This is a genomic window from Pseudoxanthomonas mexicana (genome assembly GCF_014397415.1).
In the GTDB taxonomy this organism is placed as follows: Bacteria; Pseudomonadota; Gammaproteobacteria; order Xanthomonadales; family Xanthomonadaceae; genus Pseudoxanthomonas_A; species Pseudoxanthomonas_A mexicana.
Window position 1 is genome coordinate 2,059,818 of the sequence record NZ_CP060731.1, and the last position, 22,095, is coordinate 2,081,912.

General features: G+C 66.3%; 26 protein-coding genes. 20 read left to right on the forward strand and 6 right to left on the reverse strand.

The window, feature by feature from the left end:
- Nucleotides 1-6: 6 nt before the first annotated feature.
- Entirely contained in the window at nt 7-384 is a 378-nt protein-coding gene (locus IAE60_RS09510; RefSeq protein ID WP_185895592.1) for an Mth938-like domain-containing protein, read from the reverse strand.
- A 22-nt stretch (nt 385-406) separates the two neighbouring features.
- Complete coding sequence (gene yhbY / locus IAE60_RS09515) at nt 407-712, reverse strand: ribosome assembly RNA-binding protein YhbY (protein ID WP_187572075.1); 306 nt, start codon at nt 710-712, stop codon at nt 407-409.
- 101 nt (nt 713-813) lie between these two features.
- Here yhbY and rlmE point away from each other — a divergent pair, with 101 nt between their 5' ends.
- The 12 genes from rlmE to IAE60_RS09575 all read left to right on the forward strand — a co-directional run bounded on the left by rlmE (nt 814) and on the right by IAE60_RS09575 (nt 12,224).
- Nucleotides 814-1,446 carry a 23S rRNA (uridine(2552)-2'-O)-methyltransferase RlmE gene (gene rlmE, locus IAE60_RS09520; protein ID WP_185895593.1) on the forward strand — a complete coding sequence of 211 codons (633 nt, stop codon included), beginning with the start codon at nt 814-816 and terminating at the stop codon, nt 1,444-1,446.
- 49 nt (nt 1,447-1,495) lie between these two features.
- Nucleotides 1,496-3,424, forward strand: a complete 1,929-nt coding sequence (gene ftsH / locus IAE60_RS09525; protein WP_185895594.1) for an ATP-dependent zinc metalloprotease FtsH — start codon at nt 1,496-1,498, stop codon at nt 3,422-3,424.
- Between the two features lie 63 nt (nt 3,425-3,487).
- On the forward strand, nt 3,488-4,387 hold the full coding sequence (gene folP / locus IAE60_RS09530) for a dihydropteroate synthase (protein ID WP_187572076.1): 900 nt from the start codon (nt 3,488-3,490) through the stop codon (nt 4,385-4,387).
- 53 nt (nt 4,388-4,440) lie between these two features.
- On the forward strand, nt 4,441-5,397 hold the full coding sequence (gene miaA, locus IAE60_RS09535; RefSeq protein WP_187572077.1) for a tRNA (adenosine(37)-N6)-dimethylallyltransferase MiaA: 957 nt from the start codon (nt 4,441-4,443) through the stop codon (nt 5,395-5,397).
- A 165-nt stretch (nt 5,398-5,562) separates the two neighbouring features.
- The gene (gene hfq, locus IAE60_RS09540; protein WP_162109808.1) at nt 5,563-5,841 is read left to right on the forward strand and encodes an RNA chaperone Hfq; all 279 of its coding nucleotides are present in this window, start codon (nt 5,563-5,565) and stop codon (nt 5,839-5,841) included.
- 34 nt (nt 5,842-5,875) lie between these two features.
- Nucleotides 5,876-7,216, forward strand: coding sequence for a ribosome rescue GTPase HflX (gene hflX / locus IAE60_RS09545; RefSeq protein ID WP_185895597.1), 1,341 nt, complete (start codon nt 5,876-5,878; stop codon nt 7,214-7,216).
- A 222-nt stretch (nt 7,217-7,438) separates the two neighbouring features.
- Nucleotides 7,439-8,557, forward strand: a complete 1,119-nt coding sequence (gene hflK, locus IAE60_RS09550) for an FtsH protease activity modulator HflK (RefSeq protein ID WP_187572078.1) — start codon at nt 7,439-7,441, stop codon at nt 8,555-8,557.
- Nucleotides 8,554-9,417: a protease modulator HflC gene (gene hflC / locus IAE60_RS09555; RefSeq protein ID WP_162109805.1), complete on the forward strand. Its 864-nt coding sequence runs from the start codon at nt 8,554-8,556 to the stop codon at nt 9,415-9,417. The genes hflK and hflC overlap by 4 nt, the downstream gene beginning before the upstream one ends.
- Before the next feature lie 92 nt (nt 9,418-9,509).
- Nucleotides 9,510-9,695 carry a DUF2065 domain-containing protein gene (locus tag IAE60_RS09560; protein WP_162109804.1) on the forward strand — a complete coding sequence of 62 codons (186 nt, stop codon included), beginning with the start codon at nt 9,510-9,512 and terminating at the stop codon, nt 9,693-9,695.
- Nucleotides 9,696-9,918: 223 nt separating this feature from the next.
- Nucleotides 9,919-11,211, forward strand: a complete 1,293-nt coding sequence (locus tag IAE60_RS09565) for an adenylosuccinate synthase (RefSeq protein WP_162109803.1) — start codon at nt 9,919-9,921, stop codon at nt 11,209-11,211.
- 176 nt (nt 11,212-11,387) lie between these two features.
- Entirely contained in the window at nt 11,388-11,708 is a 321-nt protein-coding gene (locus IAE60_RS09570) for a hypothetical protein (protein ID WP_244966544.1), read from the forward strand.
- A gap of 210 nt (nt 11,709-11,918) precedes the next feature.
- Nucleotides 11,919-12,224, forward strand: coding sequence for a hypothetical protein (locus IAE60_RS09575; protein WP_244966545.1), 306 nt, complete (start codon nt 11,919-11,921; stop codon nt 12,222-12,224).
- A 93-nt stretch (nt 12,225-12,317) separates the two neighbouring features.
- On the opposite strand, the gene IAE60_RS09580 is transcribed toward IAE60_RS09575, so the two are convergent.
- From IAE60_RS09580 to IAE60_RS09590, 3 genes are read right to left on the reverse strand one after another with little or no spacing between them, the layout of a single operon-like run.
- Nucleotides 12,318-13,397 carry a GTP pyrophosphokinase gene (locus IAE60_RS09580; RefSeq protein WP_187572079.1) on the reverse strand — a complete coding sequence of 360 codons (1,080 nt, stop codon included), beginning with the start codon at nt 13,395-13,397 and terminating at the stop codon, nt 12,318-12,320.
- Between the two features lie 38 nt (nt 13,398-13,435).
- Entirely contained in the window at nt 13,436-15,268 is a 1,833-nt protein-coding gene (locus IAE60_RS09585) for a DUF2075 domain-containing protein (protein ID WP_187572080.1), read from the reverse strand.
- A gap of 25 nt (nt 15,269-15,293) precedes the next feature.
- On the reverse strand, nt 15,294-15,644 hold the full coding sequence (locus tag IAE60_RS09590) for a nucleotide pyrophosphohydrolase (protein ID WP_187572081.1): 351 nt from the start codon (nt 15,642-15,644) through the stop codon (nt 15,294-15,296).
- 161 nt (nt 15,645-15,805) lie between these two features.
- Here IAE60_RS09590 and IAE60_RS09595 point away from each other — a divergent pair, with 161 nt between their 5' ends.
- The 4 genes from IAE60_RS09595 (at nt 15,806) to IAE60_RS09610 (ending at nt 19,583) form a co-directional block, all read left to right on the forward strand.
- Entirely contained in the window at nt 15,806-16,684 is an 879-nt protein-coding gene (locus IAE60_RS09595) for a GIY-YIG nuclease family protein (protein WP_187572082.1), read from the forward strand.
- Between the two features lie 495 nt (nt 16,685-17,179).
- Nucleotides 17,180-17,662 (forward strand): hypothetical protein, encoded by a 483-nt coding sequence (locus IAE60_RS09600; RefSeq protein WP_187572083.1) that lies wholly within the window; start codon nt 17,180-17,182, stop codon nt 17,660-17,662.
- Nucleotides 17,663-17,826: 164 nt separating this feature from the next.
- Nucleotides 17,827-19,218 (forward strand): sensor histidine kinase, encoded by a 1,392-nt coding sequence (locus IAE60_RS19035; protein ID WP_187572084.1) that lies wholly within the window; start codon nt 17,827-17,829, stop codon nt 19,216-19,218.
- Entirely contained in the window at nt 19,215-19,583 is a 369-nt protein-coding gene (locus tag IAE60_RS09610; RefSeq protein WP_187572085.1) for a response regulator, read from the forward strand. Before IAE60_RS19035 ends, IAE60_RS09610 begins: the two co-directional genes overlap by 4 nt.
- Before the next feature lie 23 nt (nt 19,584-19,606).
- Here the strand turns inward: IAE60_RS09610 and IAE60_RS09615 are convergent, their stop codons facing one another.
- On the reverse strand, nt 19,607-19,831 hold the full coding sequence (locus tag IAE60_RS09615; RefSeq protein WP_187572086.1) for a hypothetical protein: 225 nt from the start codon (nt 19,829-19,831) through the stop codon (nt 19,607-19,609).
- Nucleotides 19,832-20,007: 176 nt separating this feature from the next.
- Here IAE60_RS09615 and IAE60_RS09620 point away from each other — a divergent pair, with 176 nt between their 5' ends.
- The 4 genes from IAE60_RS09620 (at nt 20,008) to IAE60_RS09635 (ending at nt 21,914) form a co-directional block, all read left to right on the forward strand.
- A complete protein-coding gene (locus IAE60_RS09620) occupies nt 20,008-20,193 on the forward strand; it encodes a hypothetical protein (RefSeq protein WP_187572087.1) in 186 nt (61 codons plus the stop codon).
- A gap of 9 nt (nt 20,194-20,202) precedes the next feature.
- Nucleotides 20,203-20,397: a hypothetical protein gene (locus tag IAE60_RS09625; RefSeq protein ID WP_162111329.1), complete on the forward strand. Its 195-nt coding sequence runs from the start codon at nt 20,203-20,205 to the stop codon at nt 20,395-20,397.
- A gap of 31 nt (nt 20,398-20,428) precedes the next feature.
- Entirely contained in the window at nt 20,429-20,710 is a 282-nt protein-coding gene (locus IAE60_RS09630; RefSeq protein ID WP_187572088.1) for a hypothetical protein, read from the forward strand.
- 76 nt (nt 20,711-20,786) lie between these two features.
- Nucleotides 20,787-21,914, forward strand: coding sequence for a sensor histidine kinase (locus tag IAE60_RS09635; RefSeq protein WP_187572089.1), 1,128 nt, complete (start codon nt 20,787-20,789; stop codon nt 21,912-21,914).
- Nucleotides 21,915-22,095 lie beyond the last annotated feature (181 nt).

Here is a 22,095-nt window from a genome sequence, read left to right on the forward strand (position 1 = left end):
ATGGGATCAGCCCGGCGCCAGCAGGAAACCCGCGACCACGCGCCTCGATTCGCCGGCCAGCACGTTGAAGGTGCGAGCGGCCGCGGCGTTGGTCATCACTTCCAGGCCCACGCCCTGGCGCAGGCAGGCCGCCATGACGGCGGCGGGCGGAAACACCTGGCGCTCGCCGGTGCCCAGCAGGACCACCTCGGGCTGCAACGCCAGCAGGGGCGCCAGATCATCGGCGGTGAGCGCGGCGCTGTCCCTGACCGGCCAGTTCTCGACCAGCTGCTGCGGGGACAGGATGAAGCTGTCGGTGAGGGTGAGGTCGTTCACCCGTGCGTGTCGGCCGTCGGCGGAGCGCAGGGTGAAGGCGTAGTCGGGCAGTTCGTGGCTCAGCTGCATGACGGAAGCCAGGGGAGTCGGATCAGCCGCGCGGCAGCACGATCTGCCGGCGCTCCTTGCTGGGGCGGTACAGCACGGCGGTATGGCCGATGCGCTGTACCAGGGCGGCGTCGACCTTCTCGGCCAGTTCGCCGATCATCGCGTCGCGTGCCTCGCGGTCTTCGCCCGCCACCTTCACCTTGACCAGTTCGTGCTGTTCCAGCACGGCGTCCAGCTCGGCGAGGAAGGCCGGAGTGACGCCTTTGTTGCCGATCTGCAGCAGGGCTTTCAGGTCATGGGCCTGGCCGCGCAGGAAACGGGTCTGGGCGGCGGTCAGGGCAACAGGCATGCGGCACGGTACGGGTCGGAAAGGGCGATCAGGGTATCATGGCGGCCCCCACGAACGGCTCCGGCGGCTCCCGTCGCAGCGTGCCCGGAGACCTTGCCGACATGGCCACCCGCAGCAAGAGCAGCCAGCGCTGGCTCAAGGAACACTTCTCCGATCCTTACGTGAAGAAGGCCCAGGCCGAGGGCCTGCGCTCGCGCGCGGCCTACAAGCTGGAAGAGCTGCTGGAACGCGACCGCCTGCTCAAGCCCGGCATGGTGGTGGTGGACCTGGGCGCGGCACCGGGCGGCTGGTCGCAGTTCGTCCGCCAGGCGATGGGCGACCACGGCCGGGTCGTGGCGATGGACATCCTGGACATGCCGCCCTTGGCGGGCGTGGAGTTCCTTCACGGTGATTTCAGGGACGACAGCGTCCTATCGCAGCTTGAAGCCCTGCTGGACGGTGCGCCCGTGGACCTTGTGCTGTCCGACATGGCCCCCAATAAGAGTGGTGTGGACGCGGTCGACCAGCCGCGGGCGATGTACCTGGCGGAGCTGGCCATGGACTTCGCCGACCGGCACCTGAAGCCGGGCGGCGCCTTCCTGATCAAGCTGTTCCAGGGCACCGGGTTCGACGACTACATCCGCGAGCTCCGCCGCCGCTACGACAAGGTGGCGATCCGCAAGCCGGATGCCTCCCGCAAGCGCTCCCCCGAGGTGTACGCCCTGGGGCAGGGCAAGCGGATCCAGATCAAGTAAGGTGACGTAAAGTGCGTATTACGAAAGAGGAACGCCGGAGCCGATGAGGATGAACGACCTGACCAAGAATCTGCTGCTGTGGGTAGTCGTCGCCGTCGTGCTGATGGTGGTCTTCCAGAGCTTCTCGCCCAAGGGCGGCGCCACCGCGACCGGCGGCCCGATCACCTATTCCGAATTCCTGCGCGAGGTCGAGTCCGGCCGCGTGGCCTCGGTGAAGTTCACCAACGAGAGCAACCTGGCCACCAACGCCATCGCCTTCAAGCGCAAGGACAGCTCCACCGGCACCGTTTATGGCCCGCAGGACGACAAGCTGGTCGACACGCTGCTGGACAAGAACGTCACCATCGACCGCGAGCAGCCCGAAAGCGGTATCTCGCTGGTGGCCATCCTGCTGAACTTCCTGCCGGTGCTGCTGATCATCGGGTTCTGGATCTTCATCATGCGGCAGATGCAGGGCGGCGGCGGTGGCGCCAAGGGCGCCATGTCCTTCGGCAAGTCGCGGGCCAAGCTGCAGGGCGAGGACCAGGTGAAGGTGACCTTCGCCGATGTCGCCGGTTGCGATGAAGCCAAGGAAGAAGTCGGCGAACTGGTCGAGTTCCTGCGCGACCCCGGCAAGTTCCAGAAGCTGGGCGGCAAGATTCCGCGCGGCGTGCTGATGGTCGGCCAGCCCGGCACCGGCAAGACGCTGCTGGCCAAGGCCATCGCCGGCGAAGCCAAGGTGCCGTTCTTCAGCATCTCCGGCTCGGACTTCGTCGAGATGTTCGTGGGCGTGGGCGCCAGCCGCGTGCGCGACATGTTCGAGCAAGCCAAGAAGCATGCGCCGTGCATCATCTTCATTGACGAGATCGACGCCGTGGGCCGCCATCGCGGCGCCGGCCTGGGCGGTGGTCATGACGAGCGCGAGCAGACCCTGAACCAGCTGCTGGTCGAGATGGACGGTTTCGAGGGCGGCGAAGGCGTCATCGTGATCGCGGCCACCAACCGTCCCGACGTGCTGGACCCGGCGCTGCTGCGTCCGGGCCGTTTCGACCGCCAGGTGGTGGTGGGCCTGCCGGACGTGAAGGGCCGCGAACAGATCCTGCGCGTGCACATGCGCAAGCTGCCGCTTGCCGACGACGTGGAGCCGATGGTCATCGCCCGCGGTACGCCGGGCTTCAGCGGCGCCGACCTGGCCAACCTTTGCAACGAAGCGGCGCTGTTCGCCGCGCGCGAGAACGCGAAGGACGTCCGCATGGACCACTTCGACCGCGCCCGCGACAAGATCCTGATGGGCGCCGAGCGCCGTTCGATGGCGATGAGCGAAGAAGAAAAGACGCTCACCGCCTACCACGAGGCCGGCCACGCCATCGTCGGCCGCGTGGTGCCGGAGCACGATCCGGTCTACAAGGTCACCATCATTCCGCGCGGTCGTGCGCTGGGCGTGACCATGTACCTGCCCGAAGGCGACAAGTACTCGCTCAATCGCGTGGCCATCGAATCGCAGCTGTGCTCGCTGTACGGCGGCCGCGTGGCCGAAGAGCTGATCTTCGGCGCCGACAAGGTCACCACCGGTGCGTCCAACGACATCGAGCGCGCCACCAAGATGGCCCGCAACATGGTCACCAAGTGGGGCCTGAGCGACGAGATGGGCCCGATCGCCTACGGCGAGGAAGAGGACGAGGTGTTCCTGGGTCGTTCGGTCACCCAGCACAAGAACGTCTCCAACGAAACCGCGCGCCGCATCGACGAGGTGGTACGCGCCATCCTGGACCGCGCCTATGCGCGCACCAAGACCATCCTCACCGAGAATCTGGACAAGCTGCACACGATGTCCCACCTGCTGCTGCAGTACGAGACCATCGACGCGCCGCAGATCGACGCCATCATGGAAGGCCGCGAGCCGCCGCCGCCGATGGGCTGGAACAAGGCCGGCAAGGACGACGACAAGCCCGAGTCCCGCCCGCTGCCGCCGATCGGTGGGCCGGCCGCGCAGACCTGAGCCGCGTTGCCAGCTTCGCGATGAAAGGCCAGACTCGCGTCTGGCCTTTCTTTTTTCCTGCCCATGTTCGACACCGTCCCCCAGCTCGACTGCGCCGGCCGCATCCTCCGGCTCGACCGCCCGCGGGTGATGGGCATCGTCAACGTCACCCCGGACTCGTTCTCCGACGGTGGCGCGCATGACACGACCGATGCCGCCGTCGCGCATGCGCTGAGGCTGGTGGAGGAGGGTGCCGACCTGCTCGACATCGGCGGCGAATCCACCCGACCCGGCGCCGCCGAAGTGGAGGTCGAAGAAGAGCTTCGTCGCGTGGTGCCGGTGATCGAGCGCCTGGCCGCGCAGGTGGCCGTGCCGATCAGCATCGACACCTCCAAGCCAGAGGTGATGCGCGCAGCCGTGCAGGCGGGCGCCGGGATGATCAACGATGTCTACGGCCTGCGCCGCGAAGGCGCGCTCGATGCCGCCGCCGCACTCGGCGTCCCCGTCGTGCTGATGCACATGCAGGGCGAACCGCGTTCGATGCAGGCCGCGCCGCAGTACGACGATGTGGTGGGCGAGGTGCACCGCTTCCTGGCCGAGCGCATCTTCGCCGCCGAAATGGCCGGCATTGCGAAGCAGCGCATCGTCGTCGATCCGGGCTTCGGCTTCGGCAAGGACACCGCGCACAACCTGCAGCTGCTCGCGCGGTTCGAGCGTTTCGTCGAGCTGGGCGTGCCGGTGCTGGCGGGACTGTCGCGCAAGCGCAGCATCGGCGAACTGACCGGTCGCGACGTGCCGGCGGACCGCGTGGCCGGATCGGTGGCGGCGCACCTGATCGCCGCCCAGCGCGGCGCCGCGATCGTGCGCGTGCACGACGTGGCCGCCACCGTCGATGCCCTGAAGGTGTGGAACGCCGTCGCCGCCGTGCCGACGCCGCGCAAGGCCGCGGCGACACCGGCGATCCGCTGGCCCGACGACGACTGACCGCGTCCGGCGTTCCATCGGCCAGCGCGGCGGCCGGATGCGACAATGCGCGCATGTCGCTCGACCCCCGTCCTTCCGCCATCGCCATCATGGGCCCGACCGCGTCGGGCAAGACGGCGTTCGCGCTGGAGGTGGCCGAACGTTTCAATGGCGAGATCGTCAGCGTCGATTCCGCGCTGGTCTACCGCGGCCTGGACATCGGCGCCGCCAAGCCCAGCGCGGACGAACGGGCGCGCGTGCCGCACCACCTGCTGGACGTGCGCGATCCCTGGCAGGTCTACTCCGCCGCCGACTTCGCCCACGACGCGCGCCGCGCGATGGACGACATCGCCGCGCGTGGCCGTCTGCCGGTGCTGGCCGGTGGCACCGGGCTCTACTTCCAGGCACTGCTCGAAGGACTCGCCGCCATGCCGCCGGCCGACGCCGCCCTGCGCGACCGCATCGCCGCCCGGGCGCAGCAGGACGGCTGGCCCGCCCTGCATGCCGAGCTGGCGCGGATCGATCCGGAGGCCGCCGCACGCATCCATGCCACGGACCCGCAGCGCATCCAGCGCGCGCTGGAAGTGTTCCACTTGACCGGCACGCCGATCAGCCACTGGCAACGTACGGCGCGGCGCGAACGGCTGCCGTACCGCGTGCTGAAGCTGGTGCTGGCGCCGGCCGACCGCGCCGTGTTGCACGCGCGCATCGCCCAGCGCTTCGACCTGATGCTGGCGCAGGGTTTCCTGGAGGAAGTCCGCGCCCTGCGCGCCCTGCCCGGGATGCAGGCAGTGGCCGCGCCGCTGGATCTGCCGGCGGTGCGCGCCGTGGGTTACCGACAGGCCTGGGAATTCCTGGACGGGCAGGGCGATGCCCGGGACTACCGCGAACGCGCCATTGCCGCCACCCGCCAGCTGGCCAAGCGCCAGCTCACCTGGCTGCGCGGCGAGCTCGACGCCCGCTGGTTCGATCCCGCCACCGACGCTGCACGCCTGGCCCAGGCCCTGGCCCTGTTCCTGCCGCGCGGCTGAGCCCGCCGGGGCCAGCATGGCCGAACTGCGACCGGCTGCCGGACTTGGCGGCGCCCCCGAGGGCCGGAGTTGTGTAACATCGGGTCTCCGGAGCGGCTGGGGAGCCGTTTGCCGCGCCGGGTTCAACACCATACCTACTATAAGAACGCAAGGCGGGAGTACGTCATGTCCAAGGGGCAATCCCTGCAGGATCCTTTCCTGAATGCACTGCGGCGCGAGCGCGTCCCGGTGTCGGTCTACCTGGTGAACGGCATCAAGCTGCAGGGCACCATCGAATCCTTCGACCAGTTCGTGGTCCTGTTGCGCAACACGGTCAGCCAGATGGTGTACAAGCACGCCATCTCCACGGTGGTGCCGGCGCGCAACGTGCGCGTGGGGCCCGGTGGCGGCTACGTGCAGCAGGGCGAGGACGGGGCGGAAGGCAGCGACGACGAAACCGCGTGATAATGCGGGCCTCGATTGAAGAGGCACGACCCCATTGTTTGAAAGATCCCGCAAGGGCGAGCATGCGCTGCTGATCCAGCCGCATGCCGGCGGCCGTCCCGACGACGGCCTGACCGAGGAATTCAGCGACCTGGCGCGCTCGGCCGGCGCCAGCATCGCCGCGCTGCTGACCGCGCGCATCGACCGTCCCAATCCCTCCACGCTGATCGGCAGCGGCAAGCTGGAGGAAGTGAAGGCGGCCGCCGACGCGACCGGCGCCGACCTGGTGCTGGTCAACTTCCCGCTCTCGCCCGGCCAGGAGCGCAACCTGGAGAAATTCCTGCAGCGCCGCGTGCTGGACCGCACCGGCCTGATCCTGGACATCTTCGCCCAGCGCGCGCGCAGCCACGAAGGCAAGCTGCAGGTGGAACTGGCGCAGCTGCGCCACATGGCCACGCGCCTGGTCCGCGGCTGGACCCACCTGGAGCGCCAGCGCGGCGGTTCCATCGGCCTGCGCGGCCCCGGTGAGACGCAGCTGGAAACCGACCGCCGCCTGCTGCAGAAGCGCGTCGAGCAATTGCAGAAGCGGCTGGAAAAAGTCGAAGTGCAGCGCACCCAGATGCGCCGCGCCCGCGTGCGCAGCGAACTGCCGCGCGTGGCCCTGGTGGGCTACACCAACGCCGGCAAGTCCACGCTGTTCAACGTGCTGACCGGTGCCGAGGCCTACGCGGCCGACCAGCTGTTCGCCACGCTCGACCCCACCGTGCGCCGCATCGACCTGCCCGGCGGCGCGGTGGTGCTGGCCGATACGGTGGGTTTCGTGCGCGACCTGCCGCACGAACTCGTCGCCGCGTTCCGCTCCACCCTCAGCGAAGCGCGCGAGGCCGACCTGCTGCTGCACGTCATCGACGCCGCCGATCCGCACCGCGAGGAGCGCATCGCCCAGGTCGACGAGGTGCTGCAGGAAATCGGTGCCGGCGACCTGCCGCAGATGCTGGTGTTCAACAAGATCGACCGCATCGAAGGCGCTGCGCCGCGCCACGACCAGCCCGATCCCGGCGTGGACGAGGGCGAGGCGCCCAGCGCCGGCATGGGCCGCGAGCGCGTATGGATCTCCGCCCGCGACGGGCAGGGCATCGACCTGTTGAAGGGCGCGCTGGCGCAGCGGCTGGGCTTCCAGCGCGTGCGCGGCGAGCTGCATCTGCCGGCCAACTCCGCGCGCCTGCGCGCGCGCCTGCATGCGCTCGGCGCGGTGCTGGCCGAGGACTTCGAGGAACACGGCTGGCGCGTCACCGTCGACCTGGCCCTGGCCGACGCCCAGCGCCTGGCCTCGCAGGCCGGCGGCCATCCGCTGGAGGCGTTGTTGCCGAAGGTCGAGCGGGAGGAGTGGCAGTAGGGCGGGCCTGCATCGGTTTTCGTGGGAGCGACGTAAGTCGCGAATGGGGCGTGCATGGACTCGGGCTGGGTCGATGACGCCATCGCGACTCACGTCGCTCCTACAGCTGTCAGGCGGCCCCATGACCTCTCGGCCTTGCCTGCCGGTCGGGCCGCCCCTATCTAGTAGAATCGAAACCTGCGCCGGCCCCGTGCCGTGCGAATCCTTCACGATGGAGTGGGCATGGCCTGGAACACCCCCGGCAGCAGCAGCGGCGGATCTGGCAACAACGGCAACCGGAACAACAGCTGGAAGCCGCGCAACCGGCAGGGCGGCGGCATCGGCGACGTGGTCGAGCGCCTGCGCGGCCTGTTCGGCGGCGCCGGTGGCGGCGGCAACCCGCTGCGCTGGGTCCTGCTGGGCATCGGCATCCTGGTGCTGTTCTCCAGCTTCCAGCTGATCGGCGAACAGCAGCGCGGCGTGGTGCTGCGCTTCGGCCAGTACAACCGCACCATGCAGCCGGGCCCTAACTTCAAGTTCCCCTGGCCCATCGAGAGCGTCACCAAGGTCAACGCCACCGAGGTGCGCACCTTCAGCAACAGCCTGCCGGTGCTGACCCGCGACGAGAACATCATCACCGTCTCGTTCAACGTGCAGTACCGCGTGGGCGATCCGCAGAAGTTCCTGTTCGGCACCACCGACGCCGTCCGCGTGCTGGAACAGACCGCCCAGAGCGCCGTGCGCGAAGTGATCGGCCGCTCCAACCTGGACGCCGCGCTGAACGCGCGCGGCCCGCTGTCCGCGGCCGCGTCCACCGCGCTGCAGGCCTCGCTGGAGGCCTACCGCACCGGCCTGGTGGTCACCGAACTGAGCCTGCAGGACGCGCGCCCGCCGGAAGAGGTCAAGCCCGCCTTCGACGAGGTCAACAGCGCCCAGCAGATGAACGAGCGCCTGGTCAACGAAGCCCGCGCCTACGCCGCCCGCATCGTGCCCGAGGCCCGCGGCCAGGCCCAGCGCGTGCGCACCGTGGCCGAAGGCTACAAGACCGCCGCCATCGCCAAGGCCACCGGTGACGCCACCCGCTTCAGCCTGCTGCTGGACGAGTACCGCAACGCACCGGAAGTCACCCGCAAGCGCCTGTGGCTGGATACCGTCCAGCAGGTGCTGGCCGACAACCGCAAGGTGGTCGGGGGTGACAGCCGCCAGCTGATCTACGTGCCGATGGGCGGTGCGCAGGCTCAGGCCGCGCCCGCGCCCGCCGGCGCCCTTCCCGCCGAGGTCGTGATGCCGCAGGTCGAAAGCACCCCGTCCGGTGCGCGCAGTTCCGTGCGCACTCCCCGCCGCGAGGAGGCCCAGCCATGAGGACCTCCCTGATCGTCGGCATCGCCGTGGCCGTCCTGCTGGGCCTGATGGGCTCGGTGTTCGTGGTCCGCGAAGGGCAGGTGGGCCTGGTGCTCAACCTGGGCCGCGTGGCCCGCAGCGAGATCGGCCCCGGCCTGCACTTCAAGTGGCCGCTGGTGGAGACCGCGCGCGTGTTCGACCAGCGCTTCACCGCCAACGAGTTCCCGCCGGAGCGTTCGCTCACCTCCGAGCGCAAGGACGTCAGCGTCGACTTCATCGCCATCGGCTTCATCGTCAACGCCGCGGACTTCTACCGCGCCACCGGCGGCAACCAGGAAACCGCCACCGACCGCCTGGCGCCGATCATCAAGGAGTCGCTGCGCAACGAGATCAACTCGCGCACGCTGACCCAGCTGGTGTCCGGCAATCGCAACGAGCTGATCGAGAAGCAGCTGCCGGGTATCAACGCCGGCGCCAAGACCCTGGGCATGCAGATCGTCGACATCCGCTTCAAGCAGATCGACCTGCCCACCGACAGCGAAGTGATCGGCCAGGTCTACGACCGCATGCGCGCCGAACGCCGCCAGGTGGCCAGCGCGCTGCGCGCCGAGGGCGAGGAACAGGCCCGCATCGTGCGTGCGCAGGCCGACCGCGACCAGACCGTGCTGGTGGCCGAGGCCGAACGCGACGCACAGAAGCTGCGCGGCGAAGGCGATGCCGAAGCCGCCCGCATCTACGGCGAAGCCGCCAACCGCGATCCGGCCTTCTACGCCTTCCAGCGCAGCCTGGAGGCCTACCGCGCCTCGTTCGCCGATGGCCAGGGCGTGATCGTGCTGGACAAGGACGACCCCTTCCTGCAGTACATGAAGAGCGACCGCTGAGCCCTTCCACCGGCCGCCCCAGGGCGGCCGGTCCCGTTTGGCCCTCCGTCTTTCATCGCCCCGCGCCCGGTCGCCGGGCCGGGAATCCGCCCATGTCCGAACTCTGGTCCGCCCTGTGCCTGGTCGCCATCCTGGAAGGCCTGGTGCTGTTCGCCATCCCCGCCGGCTGGAAACGCGCCGCGCTGCAACTGCTGCAGATGTCCGACGGCCAGGTCCGCGCGGTCGGCGGCTTCATCCTGATCTTCGGGCTGACCCTGCTGTGGGCGGTGAAGCACTGAACGGCGCCGCTGGCCCAGGGTAGCCCCCGCCCCCCGAAACCCGGATAATGCACAAAAGCCGGACGGGCCCCCTGCGTGGGATACCCGCCGGCTTTTTCCGTGTCTGGGCCCGGCGTGGCGGGCGGCTCCCCGATGGAGTTCGCCGGCATCGGTAACGCGGTGGTCCCGCACGACCCCTTCCGGTGGCCCCGATGGCCACCCACCAATCGAGGAGTTACCCGTCATGGGTCAGTCAGTCGTCGTTCTCGGCGCCCAGTGGGGCGATGAAGGCAAGGGCAAGATCGTCGATCTGCTCACCGAGGAAATCGGTGCCGTCGTCCGTTTCCAGGGCGGCCACAATGCCGGCCACACGCTGGTCATCGGGGGCAAGAAGACCGTCCTGCACCTGATCCCGTCCGGCATCCTGCGCCCCGACGCGCTGTGCCTGATCGGCAACGGTGTGGTGCTGTCGCCGGCCGCGCTGATCAAGGAAATCGACGAGCTGGAATCGGCCGGCGTGGAAGTGCGTTCGCGCCTGAAGATCTCCCCGGCCACGCCGCTGATCATGCCGTACCACATCGCCCTGGATCAGGCCCGCGAGAAGGCCGCCGGCGGCAAGGCCATCGGCACCACCGGCCGCGGCATCGGCCCGGCGTACGAGGACAAGGTGGCGCGTCGCGGCATCCGCGTGGCCGACCTGCATTACCCCAAGCAGCTGGAAGAGCTGCTGCGCACGGCGCTGGATTACCACAACTTCGTGCTCACCAAGTACCTGGGCGTGGACGCGGTCGATTTCCAGAAGACCTACGACGAAGCCCTGGCCTTCGGCGAATACGTGCAGCCCATGAAGTCCGACGTGGCCGGCATCCTGCACGACCTGCGCAAGCAGGGTAAGCGCGTGCTGTTCGAAGGCGCGCAGGGTGCGCTGCTGGACATCGACCACGGCACCTATCCCTACGTCACCAGCTCCAACACTACGGTCGGCGGCGCGTTCGCCGGCACCGGCGTGGGTGCGGACGCCATCGACTACGTGCTGGGCATCTGCAAGGCCTACGCCACGCGCGTGGGCGGCGGTCCGTTCCCGACCGAGCTGGACGATGAGGTGGGGCAGGGCATCCGCGACCGCGGCCAGGAATACGGCGCCTCTACCGGTCGTCCGCGCCGCTGCGGCTGGATGGACATCGTGGCGCTGAAGCGTGCGGTGGCCATCAACGGCATTTCCGGCCTGTGCATCACCAAGCTGGACGTGCTGGACGGCATGAAGACGCTGAAGATCTGCATCGCCTACGAGTACCGCGGCAAGCGCACCGAGTACGCGCCGCTGGATGCGGGCGGGTGGGAAGAGTGCACGCCTGTGTACCTGGAATTCCCGGGCTGGGACGAGAACACCCACGGCATCACCGAGTGGGACAAGCTGCCGCCGGCCGCGCGCGCCTACCTGCGCGCGCTGGAAGAGCTGTCCGGCTGCCCGCTGGCCATCGTCAGCACCGGCCCGGACCGCGACCACACCATGGTCCTGCAGGACCCGTTCGCGTAATCCGCCGTCATCCCGGCGAACGCCGGGACCCAGCGACTGAGAAAGCCCCGCCAATGCGGGGCTTTTTCATGGCCGACCCTCATTCCGGCACACGCCTTGCAGGGTCGTCGTCACCCTCAATAGCGGCCGTCCGTGGCCGTTAGAAGCACCGTGACACCGTACTGGTTGGAGCCTCCATGCACCGCAACGCCGCCCACGCTTCCGTCATCGCCGGCCCCTGGCAGCACCCCGCGCCCGCCGCGGCGGCGCCCCGCCGGCCCGAGCGCCGCAAGGCCGCGCCCGTGCACAGCGCCGATGCGTTGCGCGCCGGGCTGACGCCGGCGCAGCTGGTGACGCTGGAGGCGCTGGAAATCTTCCAGTGGCGCCTGGCCTTCGTGCGCCGTCCGCTGTTCCAGGCCCCCATCCCGGTACTGTTCGACCGCGACCACACGCGTCACGTGGTCATCCAGGAAGACGGCACCCTGGACGAAAGCCAGTCCCTCGTCCTGCGCGCCTGAGGCGCCGCTGTTCCTTCTCCCCGCGAGGCGGGGAGAAGGTGCCGAAGGCGGATGAGGGGTGAGCGCGATGCCAGCCGCTCGCCTGAACACATCCCCCACACCCCAACACCACCCTCACGTTTCCTTGAACCCGGCCGATACAAGGTAGGGCACCTGCCGTCATCGACGGTGGGCTGCTTTCGTTCCATGCCTTCAGGAGTCCCCCGCCGGATGACGGATCCGCACCGCCCGCGCGACACCCCCGGCCCGGACACGCCGGGCACCGCCCCCCGTACCCCCGAGCGCCGCAAGGGCGCGCCTAAGCTGGACGACGCCACGCTGTTGGCCGGCCTTACGCCGGAGCAGCAGGCCACCATCCACACCATGGAAACCTTCCACTGGCGCCTGAAGTTCGTCCGCCGCCCCCTCTTCAAGATCCCCATCCCCGTGCTGTTCAACCGCGAAGGCGACCGCTACGTGGTGGTCAACGAGGATGGGACGATCGATGAGAACCCGGTGTTGAAATTAAGGGATTAGATCGCTCAATCACCGCGGATCGGCGTGTGCATCGCAATTCGATGATGCGGCTTCCTATTTAGATCCAATGGGAAAACATGGGTTATTCAAAGGCTACGATCGCGTGACTGCATCCCGAATGGCCGAAACCGTACTTCCATCTGGATCGAAACTAGGGTTGTTCATGAGTTGGGCGAATATCTCCGCCAGCCGTTCGCCGCCGCCCTGTTCGAAAGCGCGCACCTGCCAAAGGTGGAATAGCGAAATTCCTCGCCTGATCATCTTTGATGATGGGCCGTCTTTTCCATCCATTCTCGACTTCCATTGGGTAAGAATGATCTGCCTAGACTCGTTCAGTGCTCTATCAAGCTCTTCGATCGAGCTAATCTTTGTCTCAAGTAGTGCTGAGGCTAGATTGGTGAACTTCTTATCTGATATGGCGCAGCCAATGTAGCTCGCCATCTCCTCGTCAAGATCATGGACGGCTCTATTCGTTTTAAGGAAGCTTGCGAGTGAAACGTCATCTAGCGCAACCGATGCGGGCTCAATCTCGATTTGTGTGGAAACATTGGACTCGTAAGCGGATAGATCATCTCGGAGACGTCGAAACTCATCGTCAGCTATCTCAAGAAGGCCGGCAAGACGAGAGAATCTCCTTCGAATGGTTTGCGGAATGGCAGAGCCGGCTTTGTATCCAAGGTCGTGTTCAATCTCCGCCCACGCGTGCTGAAGTATTGATCTTACTTGGATCTCAAATTTTAGTTCGCGAAATCGCCTATTCTCCGGCACGGAAGTTCTGGCATCGTTAAACTGACAAACGAAGTGCAGTGACAAGTATCCGAACCTATCCACATCTAAGGCCTGGCGCTTGTCTACCGAATTTGCTGCATCTACAGAGAATTCTCTAGAAATTATCTCGCCAACCTTATCCACTTCGTCTTCAATGTTTGTGATGACGCGAATTCCAACAATGTCTGTGATCTCGTCGATGGAATTGTAGCTATCCTTTTCGGCGCGGCCTATTTTCTCGATAAAGCTGTCTCTGGTTTTCGTTCTTGAGGTTACGGAGTGGACTTCAAGGCCCTCCAGCCTCAGTAGCTCCGTTATGGCATTGCTTGCCGATAGTCTGAAGTCGTTGTAAAGAGCTAGTCGACTCTCGAATTCCTCAATAAGTTTATTGACTCGGCTGTTCATGGCTGATCTCTAATAAAGCATTATGGGGCGGCTGCCGACTAAGAGCTTTGATGGATGTATACGTAACAACCTTTCAATCCGCGGGTCATAAGTGTTTTATAGGTGTTTCTAATGATCCTATCTACATGGTTCGCTGTTGATGCGTTGGCGGCAAGCCTGATCTTGTACCCGCGCACGGTTCGGTCTTGGCTGGATCGTTGTTTGACGTTCGATGTGAAGCGTCCATCGATCTGGACCAAGTCTGGTCCAACTATCACCCCGACATAGTCAAGTTCCAAACCCTGGCATGTATGGATGCAGCCAACTTGCTCAACTGAATCGGGGGCCATGATCCACAGGCTTCCGTCAATATCAAGATTCCATTGCGCTTGGTACCCGAACTCAGGCATCACGATGTCGTAGGCATCCGGATCCTTCTTGCTCTTCCAGTCCCAGCAATACCCCGCCACCACCCGTGACCGATTGTTGACCTTGTTCTTCTCCCGGATGAGGTCATGAAGCTCGACGGGTGAGTCCACGATCCTGAAGTCGAAACTGTCGCGATCGAAATCCGTGTTGGCGGTTTCGCGGATGCCCAGCCAGTTGTCCAGCCACGCGATGTAGCCATCGGATCCGCCGCAGCGGAACTGGGAACTCAGCTCCAGCGTAGTGATCTCCGCGCCGGCCGCATTCGCCCAGTGCATCAACTCCCGGGTATGCCCGATATCGGCGAGCGTCACGATCTGGTCGTCATCCACGAAGAAGATCGTGCACTTAGCACTGCGGATGAGTTCCATGACCTGGTTCTCACCGAGATTGCCGTAGAGCCCGCTCTTGGCATTCAAGCGATGTGCTTCATCGACGACAAGCGTGTCGAACACGTTGGGCTCCGCGTTATGGAAGCCGCCAGAGCCGGAGAACATGTTGCCCACTTCCGCTCTGCGTACCTGACCCGCCAGCTTCTTCGCATACACGGCGCGGGGCGCGGCGTTCTTGGAGACGTACTTGGTCACCTGTCCGCGTTTGGTCAGCGCCACCAGCAGATTGACCGCGACCACCGACTTTCCAGTGCCGGGGCCACCCTTGACGATGACCACCTGCTTGCGGGTTTCACTTGCCTGCTCGGCACGGGCCAGGCAGGTCTCGTAGACCACCTTCTGGTCGTCGACCAGGACGAACTCCTGATTGCCCTTGAGCATCTTGGCCAGACTGTCGGCCAGCATCTTGGAAGGGCGAATACGCCCGTTCTCCATCCTGTAGAGAAGTTCTCCCTTGTCCCCCTTCTTCACGTGCTTTTTGATGAAGTCGCGCAAGCGCTTCAGCTCGTCCTCGCCCTTCAGAAAGACCGGTGCCTTGTCCAGATAGGGGGTGTAACGCGCGTCGCGGATGATCCCGTCGTCCCGATAGTTGTGCAGGTAGGCACATGGCTGAAGGGCGGTGCCGGACTCGTAGACGGCTTCGTTGAAGCCGTTGAGCAGGGCGGCATAGGACCACGCCTGGTAGCTCGGGTGCGGGCCTTCGGTCTCTGTACGGCCGCCTCGGTTGGCGACAATCAGGCCGTCCCTGTCGCTGAGCTTGGCGGATGACCACTGCTTCAGCTCGACAATCACGACGTGGGGCGTACCGGTATCGTCCGTGCCCGAGAGGATGAAGTCGATGCGCTTGGCCGTCTGCGGGATGCCGAATTCGACGCCCACGCCGATATCGTCGGGAATCTGGGGGTCGCGCAGCACGCGCGACATCTCGCGCAGCGATGCAGCCCAAGACTTGAATTCTGAATCTGTCGCGTAACGGCCGGTCTTCTGCACGTAAGCCGCATTGATGACGTCTTCGATGTTCCTGTTGTCGTTGTCGTCCAGGAACTTGTGTTTCGTGGCTTGGTAAACGATCACGCGAGCCTTCCCCTTGGCGTCCCGATCAAAGTTCCGTGTATTTCTTGCTGCTGCCCCTGGCCTTGTCGACCGGGTACTTCTCGGCATTGATGGCCAGTTTGTTCTTGGCGGCGGCCACCGGGTCGATCTCGAGCTTGTCCGCCAACTGCAGCAAGTAGAGCAGGACATCCGCGATCTCAAGGGCTACTTTGTCCCGTTGCTCCGGCGACAGATTCTTGCTCTGTTCGTCGGTCAACCACTGGAAGTGCTCCAGAACTTCAGCAGCTTCAATGGACAGCGAAACAGCCAGATTCTTCGGGGTATGGAATTGCCCCCAATCGCGATCCTCAGCGAACCTCCTAAGAGACTCTCGTAGGACTTGCAGATCGTCACTCACCGCTTTCCCCTTCCTTCCCGCCCGACGAATGTGAGTATATGGTGTCGCGCCGGGGCCGTCTCGGCTGTCATGCAGTAGCGCGCTACGGGCTGGGAATGGGTGGGTGGTCGGCTTCTCTCGGTCGGGCGCCGGTTGGCCAAGGGTCAAGAGGTTTCTGTGTCATGTACGTACCCATCGAACTCAATGATGTGCTTTCCAAAGCAGGTATCGATCCCGGCGAAGTGTTGGTCATGCGTCATCGGCCCACCGAGCGGGAGCTCAGGAAGGTTCTGCCTTGGCTCGCAGCGGAGCGGCACAGCATCTTCAATGCTTATCAGCAGAGTCATGGACCCATCGTTGAGAAGGCGCTTTCGCGGGCGCGCTACTTGGCTTCCTTCATCGGCCATGAAGCGGGCAAAGCAGTATTCGTCGGGCTGTACCGCGTCGCTGGCGCCAGAACCCTAACGACGCGCGATTTCTGGAACATTCCCGAGAATACGGAGTTGCGTGAGCTCGGCAGCCGTGGCCCGAAGGACCGCGATCACTCGCTCTGGTTTGAGCTGCATCCGACAGAGGTGATGGCGCAATGGAAAGGGCGTCTTGTGGTTCAGTGGCCAGGAATAGAGCGTTCGTGGTGGCGATGGGCAGACCGGAATCGGATACCGCTGCATGCGGTCCATGAGGAGAGCTTGCTGGTCCCCGTCATGCCCGACTGGCAGTCCTTGGTTTTGGATTGGGGCCAGTTGCCTCTCCTGCCAGTTAGCTGGCGCGTAATGCTGTCGCAGTGGCGCGGCGTTTATCTGATATTCGATCGTTCGACGGGTAAGCGCTACGTAGGATCTGCGGCCGGAGGGGACAATTTGCTGGGCCGGTGGCAAAGCTATGCAGACTCCGGTCACGGCGGCAATCGCTTGCTTCGCGGGCTGGATCCCAACCATTTTTCTTTTAGCATCCTGCAGCGTCTGTCACCCGACTCGGAGTTGGCGGATGTGGTGGGGGTAGAGAACTCGTGGAAGGAGCGATTGCACACCCGTGCTCCTCATGGTCTCAACGACAATTGAGGAAGGCGCTGATGGGGATTGTGTTCCTCTCCCCTAAGAGCCAGTGCAGAACGTCCGACGCCAGAGGTGTCTGCCTAGCTCTTCTCGCGCAGTGCACGAAAGTCGGACTGCTTTTGATGTTTCTTCTCACACAAACATCCAACACTGGATGTTTTCCGGTGTTTCTTCTCACAGTAAGGTCCAACGTTTCCCCTTTTTGGTGAAACGTTCCAGGTTTTCCGGCCTCTCATCTCTCACTAACGCCCAACGTTTCCCCTTTTCGGTCTAGCGTTGGATGTTTTTCGGTGTTTCTTCTCACAGTAGCGGTCAGCGTTGGATGTTTTAGGTCCAACGCTGGGTGTTTTTCGGTATCGCACGGAGGTTTTCCGCCCAATCGCGCAGGCGAATGTGAGAAGTACTTCATTAGTGTGCGCAGGCGTCGCAACGCGGGTAGGGCGCAGTAGGCTGCGTGTGCCGGTCGGACCCGGCCGGCACAACCTGAAAGGACGCAAGCACATGACACAGAACCGCATCGCCATGACGTTCCAGCCTGACCGCCTGGAGCGCATTGACGGCTCATTGAACGCCCTCGAAGCCGACCTCGACCTGCTGATCGCCCTGACCGTCGAAGAACGCCAGGACCTGGTGAAGATGGGGCACAAATCGCGTGCCTTCTGCGCCACCGCGCTGAGCGTGGCCGAACAACACGCCGGCCTGATGCCGCGCGACTTCGACATCGACGCCTTCCGCCAGGACCACCTGGCCCTCGAACTGCTGCGCCCGCGCGCGGCGAGGCTGGCGCACCTGATGCAGCGCATGGCCGACACCGAACTCGCCCTCGGCAGCGACCTGATGGCCGCCGCACTGGAGGTGTACGGCGTGCTGAAAGTGGCGGGCAAGGACAAGGGCGTGGACGAAGCGCGCCGCGAACTGGCCTCGCGCTTCGCCCGCCGCAAGGCCACCGCCGAGCCCGTCGGCGAAGCCGTGGTCAACGCCTGAGCCCGCGCGCCGCACCACCCCAAGGCCCCGCAGCGCGGGGCCTTTTTTTATGGGCCCGCCTGAACGGAAGCCCCTGCGCAGGCCACCCCCCTGCCAAGTTTCACGGGTCGCCCACGCCGACGGGCGGTAGGGTGGGGGCGTCGCCATCAGAACACCCCACGTCCATGGACAGCGCCTCGATGGCAGGCGGTGCGCACGCCTCGGCGGAGCAGCGCCTCCGCCTGTACGAAACCCTCCTGCAGACCACGCCCGACCTGGTCTACATGTGGGACCTGCAGCACCGCTTCACCTACGCCAACGCCGCCCTGCTGGCCATGTGGGGCAAGACCTGGGACGAAGCCATCGGCAGGAACTGCCTGGAACTGGGCTACGAACCCTGGCACGCCGCCATGCATGACCGCGAGATCGAACAGGTCATCGCCACCCGCCAGCCCGTGCGCGGCGACGTGCCGTTCAACGGCACCAACGGCCGCCGCATCTACGACTACCTGCTGGTGCCCGTCATCGGCCCCGATGGCGAAGTGGAAGCCGTCGCCGGCACCACCCGCGACGTCACCGAACGCAAGCAGCACGAAGAAGCCCGCCGCCGCAGCGAAGAACGGCTGGCCGCCATGGTCGACGCCACCACCGACCTGGTTTACCGCACCAACGCGGACTGGAGCGAAGTGGACATCGTGGGCGGCAGCCTGCTGCTGGGCCGGCACGGCTCGCTCACCCCCGCCTGGCTGGAGGTGCTGGTGCACCCCGACGACCGCGACCTGGTGGCCGACGCCATCGCCCGCGCGCGCGCCAGCCAGAGCACCTTCAGCGCCGAACACCGCATCCGCAACGAAGCCGGCGGCTGGTCGTGGATCGCCTCGCGCGCCGTGCCCATCGGCCCCATCGGCGGCGAGGTGACCGAATGGTTCGGCGCCGCCACCGACATCACCGCGCGCCGCCAGCACGAAGAACACCAGCGCCTGCTGCTCAACGAACTCAACCACCGGGTCAAGAACACCCTGGCCATCGTCCAGTCCATCGCCCTGCAGACCCTGCGCCGCGCCGACGACATCGGCCTGGCCTGCGACCGCTTCGAAGCACGCCTGCACGCACTGGCGCAGGCGCACGACGTGCTGACCCGCCAGCAATGGGAACACGCCCCGCTGCACGACATCGTGCGCACCGCCATCGCCCCGTGCCTGCAAGGGGACGAGCAGCGCTTCGACATCCACGGCCCGCCGATGGAACTGGAACCGCAACGCGCGCTGGCCCTGTCGATGGCCCTGCACGAGCTGTGCACCAACGCGATGAAGTACGGCGCGCTGTCGGTGGCGCAGGGACGCGTGCGCATCCACTGGACCTCCGAGCCGCAGCAGGGCCGTCGCAGCCTGGTGCTGCACTGGCAGGAAATGGATGGCCCGCCGGTGGTGGCGCCGGCACACCGCGGCTACGGTTCGCGCCTGATCGAGCGCGGCCTGCGCCACGACCTGGGCGGCGACGTGGCCCTGGACTTCCAACCCGCGGGCGTGCACTGCCGCATCACCGCCCCCATGCCCGACCTAGGAGTGGCCGCATGACGACGACCGACCCCGCACCGCGTGTGTTCATCGTGGAAGACGAGTTCCTGCTGGTGATGCTGCTGGAAGACCTGCTGCCCACCTTGGGCTACACCGTGGCCGGCAGCGCCGGATCGGTGGAGCACGCGCTGGCCAAACTGGATACCGCCGACGTGGACCTGGCGGTGGTGGACGTGAACCTGGCCGGCGAACCGTCGTTCCCGGTGGCCGATGCGCTGCGCGCGCGCGGCGTGCCGTTTCTCTTCACCACCGGCTACGGCCAGCAGGGCCTGCCGGAACGCTTCGCCGATGCGGCAGTGCTGGCCAAGCCGTTCCGCCGCCAGGACATCCAGGACGCGCTGGCCGGCCTGCGCCCGGCGGCCTGATTCCTGCAAGACGGCGCGCCGCGTCAGTCGGCGGCGTCCGGCTCGCCGTGCACGTAGTTCACGCCCAGCTGCCGCGACAGCGCATGCAGGCGGCGCAGTACCGACGAACGCAGGTGCATGGGTGCGTGGTCGTATACCTGCACCCACAACCCGCGCAGGAACGCATGCGGGTCGCCGATATCGGCACCGGACATCACCAGCATTTCGGCATCGGAAAGACGCGCGTCGATACGTTCGTGGCACAACATGCGCTGAAGATTGCGGGTGCCTGCGTCAACGCGCCGTGCGCACGGCGTGCCCGCGTTCAGCCCGCAGTCGTACTGCGCGGTACAGCGTGACTGCCTGCTGAAAATCCACAGGCCACCATCACGTGTGGCCAACGTCTGCGTGGCGACGCTGGACGCCCGCAAGCGAGGAATCCGCCATGCATCGCACCCCCCGCGACGCCACACCGGCCGCGCCCAACCCGATCGAACGACAGCGCCGCCCCGAGGGCGACGTGGTGCCCGGCGAATCGCACGGCAAGCGTACCGACGACGCGCGCAACGACCCCGAAGCCGAACCCGGCGCGAAGGACGGACAACCGCGTCGCCATCCCCCGCAGATCTGAGGACACCGCATGACTCCCCTCGACAAACCGCTCCGACGCGAACTGATGCTGGGCGACCAAGCCTACACGCTGACGATCGATCCCACCGGACTGAAGCTGGTGGAGAAAGGTCGCCGCAACGGCGTGGAGATCCGCTGGGCCGACCTGGTCACCGGCGATGCCGCGCTGGCCGCCGCGCTACAGGCCTCCACGGAGCGCACCTAGGCGCGCCACACCGGCGCGCAGGAGGACCGACATGATGAACACCCACGGCATCACCGCGCACGGCACACCGAAGCCGAGCGAGCCCGGCACGCCGACACCGCCGGGCCGGCCCACGCCGCCCGGCACGCCGTCCGAACCGGGCAAGCCCAGCCCCCCTGGCACGCCGAGCGATCCACAGCGTCCGCCGCCGTCGGAACGGCCCCCGATGCCGCGCGATCCGGGCGACCCCGACGACGTGCCGGTCGGTCCCGATCCACCGGAAACGCAGGTGCACATCGACGACCCGCGCGATCCGCGCGGCCTCGCCAACTGACATGCGACTGCGCATTCCATCCCAAGGGGAAGACATCACCGATCACACGACGCAGAAGGAACAACAGGACGTGCTTATGCGACTACCGGATTTCATCCAGGCCAACATGCAGCGCATCCTCGACGATGCGGTGGACTTCGCCATCACCCAGGCGCCGGAAGGCGCGCAGTTGAACCACAAGCGCCTGCGCAACGACATCCCGCTGATCCTGCGCGACATCGTGGCCGACCTGCGCACGCCGCAGAGCGCCGCCGAGCAGCGCGACAAGGCGCAGGGCCGCACCGCGCACGCCACCAGCCCGGAATCGGCGGCCAGCAGCCACGGGCGCAGCCGCGCCGACGACGGCTTCGGGGTGAACCAGATGATCGCCGAGTACCGCGCCCTGCGCGCCTCGGTGCTGCGCCTGTGGGCGGCCGACCAGGCGCTGTCCGGCGATGCCATCGACGACATGATGCGCTTCAACGAAGCCATCGATCAGGCGGTGGCCGAATCGCTGCTGGAGTTCTCGCGCACGGTGGAATCGTGGCGCAACGTCTTCCTGGGCGCGCTGGGTCATGACCTGCGCGGCCCGCTGGCGGCCGTGGTGGGCACCGCCGAGCTGCTGGCGGACACCGCGCAGGGCACGCCGCACGCGCACCAGGCCGCGCGCATCCTCAGCGGCGGCCAACACTTGAGCCGGCTGGTGGATGGCCTGCTGGACTACAGCAAGAGCACGCTGGGCGCGGGCATGCCGCTGCACCGCATCGCCTGCGACCTGGGCGAGGCGGTGGCGGCCGAACTGGACCTGCTGCAGATCGCGCTGCCGGAGGCGCCGCTCCGCCTGCAGGTGCAGGGCGCCACGCACGGGTACTTCGACGATGCGCGCATCCGCGAGGCCGTGCACAACCTGGTGACCAATGCCGTGAAGTACGGCGAACGGGCCGCGCCGATCGACGTGGCCCTGACCGGCGATGCGCGCAGCGTACGTATCGCGGTGAGCAATATGGGCCAACCGCTGTCGTCCGACGCGCTGCATGCGCTGTTCGACCCGTTGCGGCGCGGCTCGCTGCCGGCGCACAAGGGCGAGCACGCCAGCCTGGGGCTGGGGCTGTTCCTCGTGCGCGAGATCGCCATCGCCCACGGCGGCGACGTGGCCGCGCACGTGGACGAGGGCGTCACCACGTTCGTGATCCACCTGCCGCGCGGTGACATCGCCGCCGCGTGAAGTGGTGCACGGTGTCCGCCGTCGTGAATGCGCATCGTGCGCGGCGGTTCACCTGCCGTTTCGCGAAATGCCGCCGTGCGCTCACGGCGCGATCATCAAGCTGAGCGCAGTGCACGCGGTGATCACCTGGAATGCGGAGTATCGGTGCCACTCCGCACGCGCGGCGATGCATCGCCGGCGA

Coding starts and splice junctions, on each gene's coding strand:
- IAE60_RS09580 (WP_187572079.1), bottom strand. CDS start 13,397: ATGAACAGCCGAGTCAATAAACTTATTGAGGAATTCGAGAGTCGACTA.
- folP (WP_187572076.1), top strand. CDS start 3,488: ATGTTCGACACCGTCCCCCAGCTCGACTGCGCCGGCCGCATCCTCCGG.
- IAE60_RS09600 (WP_187572083.1), top strand. CDS start 17,180: ATGACACAGAACCGCATCGCCATGACGTTCCAGCCTGACCGCCTGGAG.
- IAE60_RS09570 (WP_244966544.1), top strand. CDS start 11,388: ATGCACCGCAACGCCGCCCACGCTTCCGTCATCGCCGGCCCCTGGCAG.
- yhbY (WP_187572075.1), bottom strand. CDS start 712: ATGCCTGTTGCCCTGACCGCCGCCCAGACCCGTTTCCTGCGCGGCCAG.
- hfq (WP_162109808.1), top strand. CDS start 5,563: ATGTCCAAGGGGCAATCCCTGCAGGATCCTTTCCTGAATGCACTGCGG.
- IAE60_RS09510 (WP_185895592.1), bottom strand. CDS start 384: ATGCAGCTGAGCCACGAACTGCCCGACTACGCCTTCACCCTGCGCTCC.
- IAE60_RS09575 (WP_244966545.1), top strand. CDS start 11,919: ATGACGGATCCGCACCGCCCGCGCGACACCCCCGGCCCGGACACGCCG.
- IAE60_RS09565 (WP_162109803.1), top strand. CDS start 9,919: ATGGGTCAGTCAGTCGTCGTTCTCGGCGCCCAGTGGGGCGATGAAGGC.
- ftsH (WP_185895594.1), top strand. CDS start 1,496: ATGAACGACCTGACCAAGAATCTGCTGCTGTGGGTAGTCGTCGCCGTC.
- rlmE (WP_185895593.1), top strand. CDS start 814: ATGGCCACCCGCAGCAAGAGCAGCCAGCGCTGGCTCAAGGAACACTTC.
- hflC (WP_162109805.1), top strand. CDS start 8,554: ATGAGGACCTCCCTGATCGTCGGCATCGCCGTGGCCGTCCTGCTGGGC.
- IAE60_RS09610 (WP_187572085.1), top strand. CDS start 19,215: ATGACGACGACCGACCCCGCACCGCGTGTGTTCATCGTGGAAGACGAG.
- IAE60_RS09625 (WP_162111329.1), top strand. CDS start 20,203: ATGACTCCCCTCGACAAACCGCTCCGACGCGAACTGATGCTGGGCGAC.
- miaA (WP_187572077.1), top strand. CDS start 4,441: ATGTCGCTCGACCCCCGTCCTTCCGCCATCGCCATCATGGGCCCGACC.
- IAE60_RS09615 (WP_187572086.1), bottom strand. CDS start 19,831: ATGTTGTGCCACGAACGTATCGACGCGCGTCTTTCCGATGCCGAAATG.
- IAE60_RS09620 (WP_187572087.1), top strand. CDS start 20,008: ATGCATCGCACCCCCCGCGACGCCACACCGGCCGCGCCCAACCCGATC.
- IAE60_RS19035 (WP_187572084.1), top strand. CDS start 17,827: ATGGACAGCGCCTCGATGGCAGGCGGTGCGCACGCCTCGGCGGAGCAG.
- IAE60_RS09635 (WP_187572089.1), top strand. CDS start 20,787: ATGCGACTACCGGATTTCATCCAGGCCAACATGCAGCGCATCCTCGAC.
- IAE60_RS09630 (WP_187572088.1), top strand. CDS start 20,429: ATGATGAACACCCACGGCATCACCGCGCACGGCACACCGAAGCCGAGC.
- IAE60_RS09560 (WP_162109804.1), top strand. CDS start 9,510: ATGTCCGAACTCTGGTCCGCCCTGTGCCTGGTCGCCATCCTGGAAGGC.
- hflK (WP_187572078.1), top strand. CDS start 7,439: ATGGCCTGGAACACCCCCGGCAGCAGCAGCGGCGGATCTGGCAACAAC.
- IAE60_RS09595 (WP_187572082.1), top strand. CDS start 15,806: ATGTACGTACCCATCGAACTCAATGATGTGCTTTCCAAAGCAGGTATC.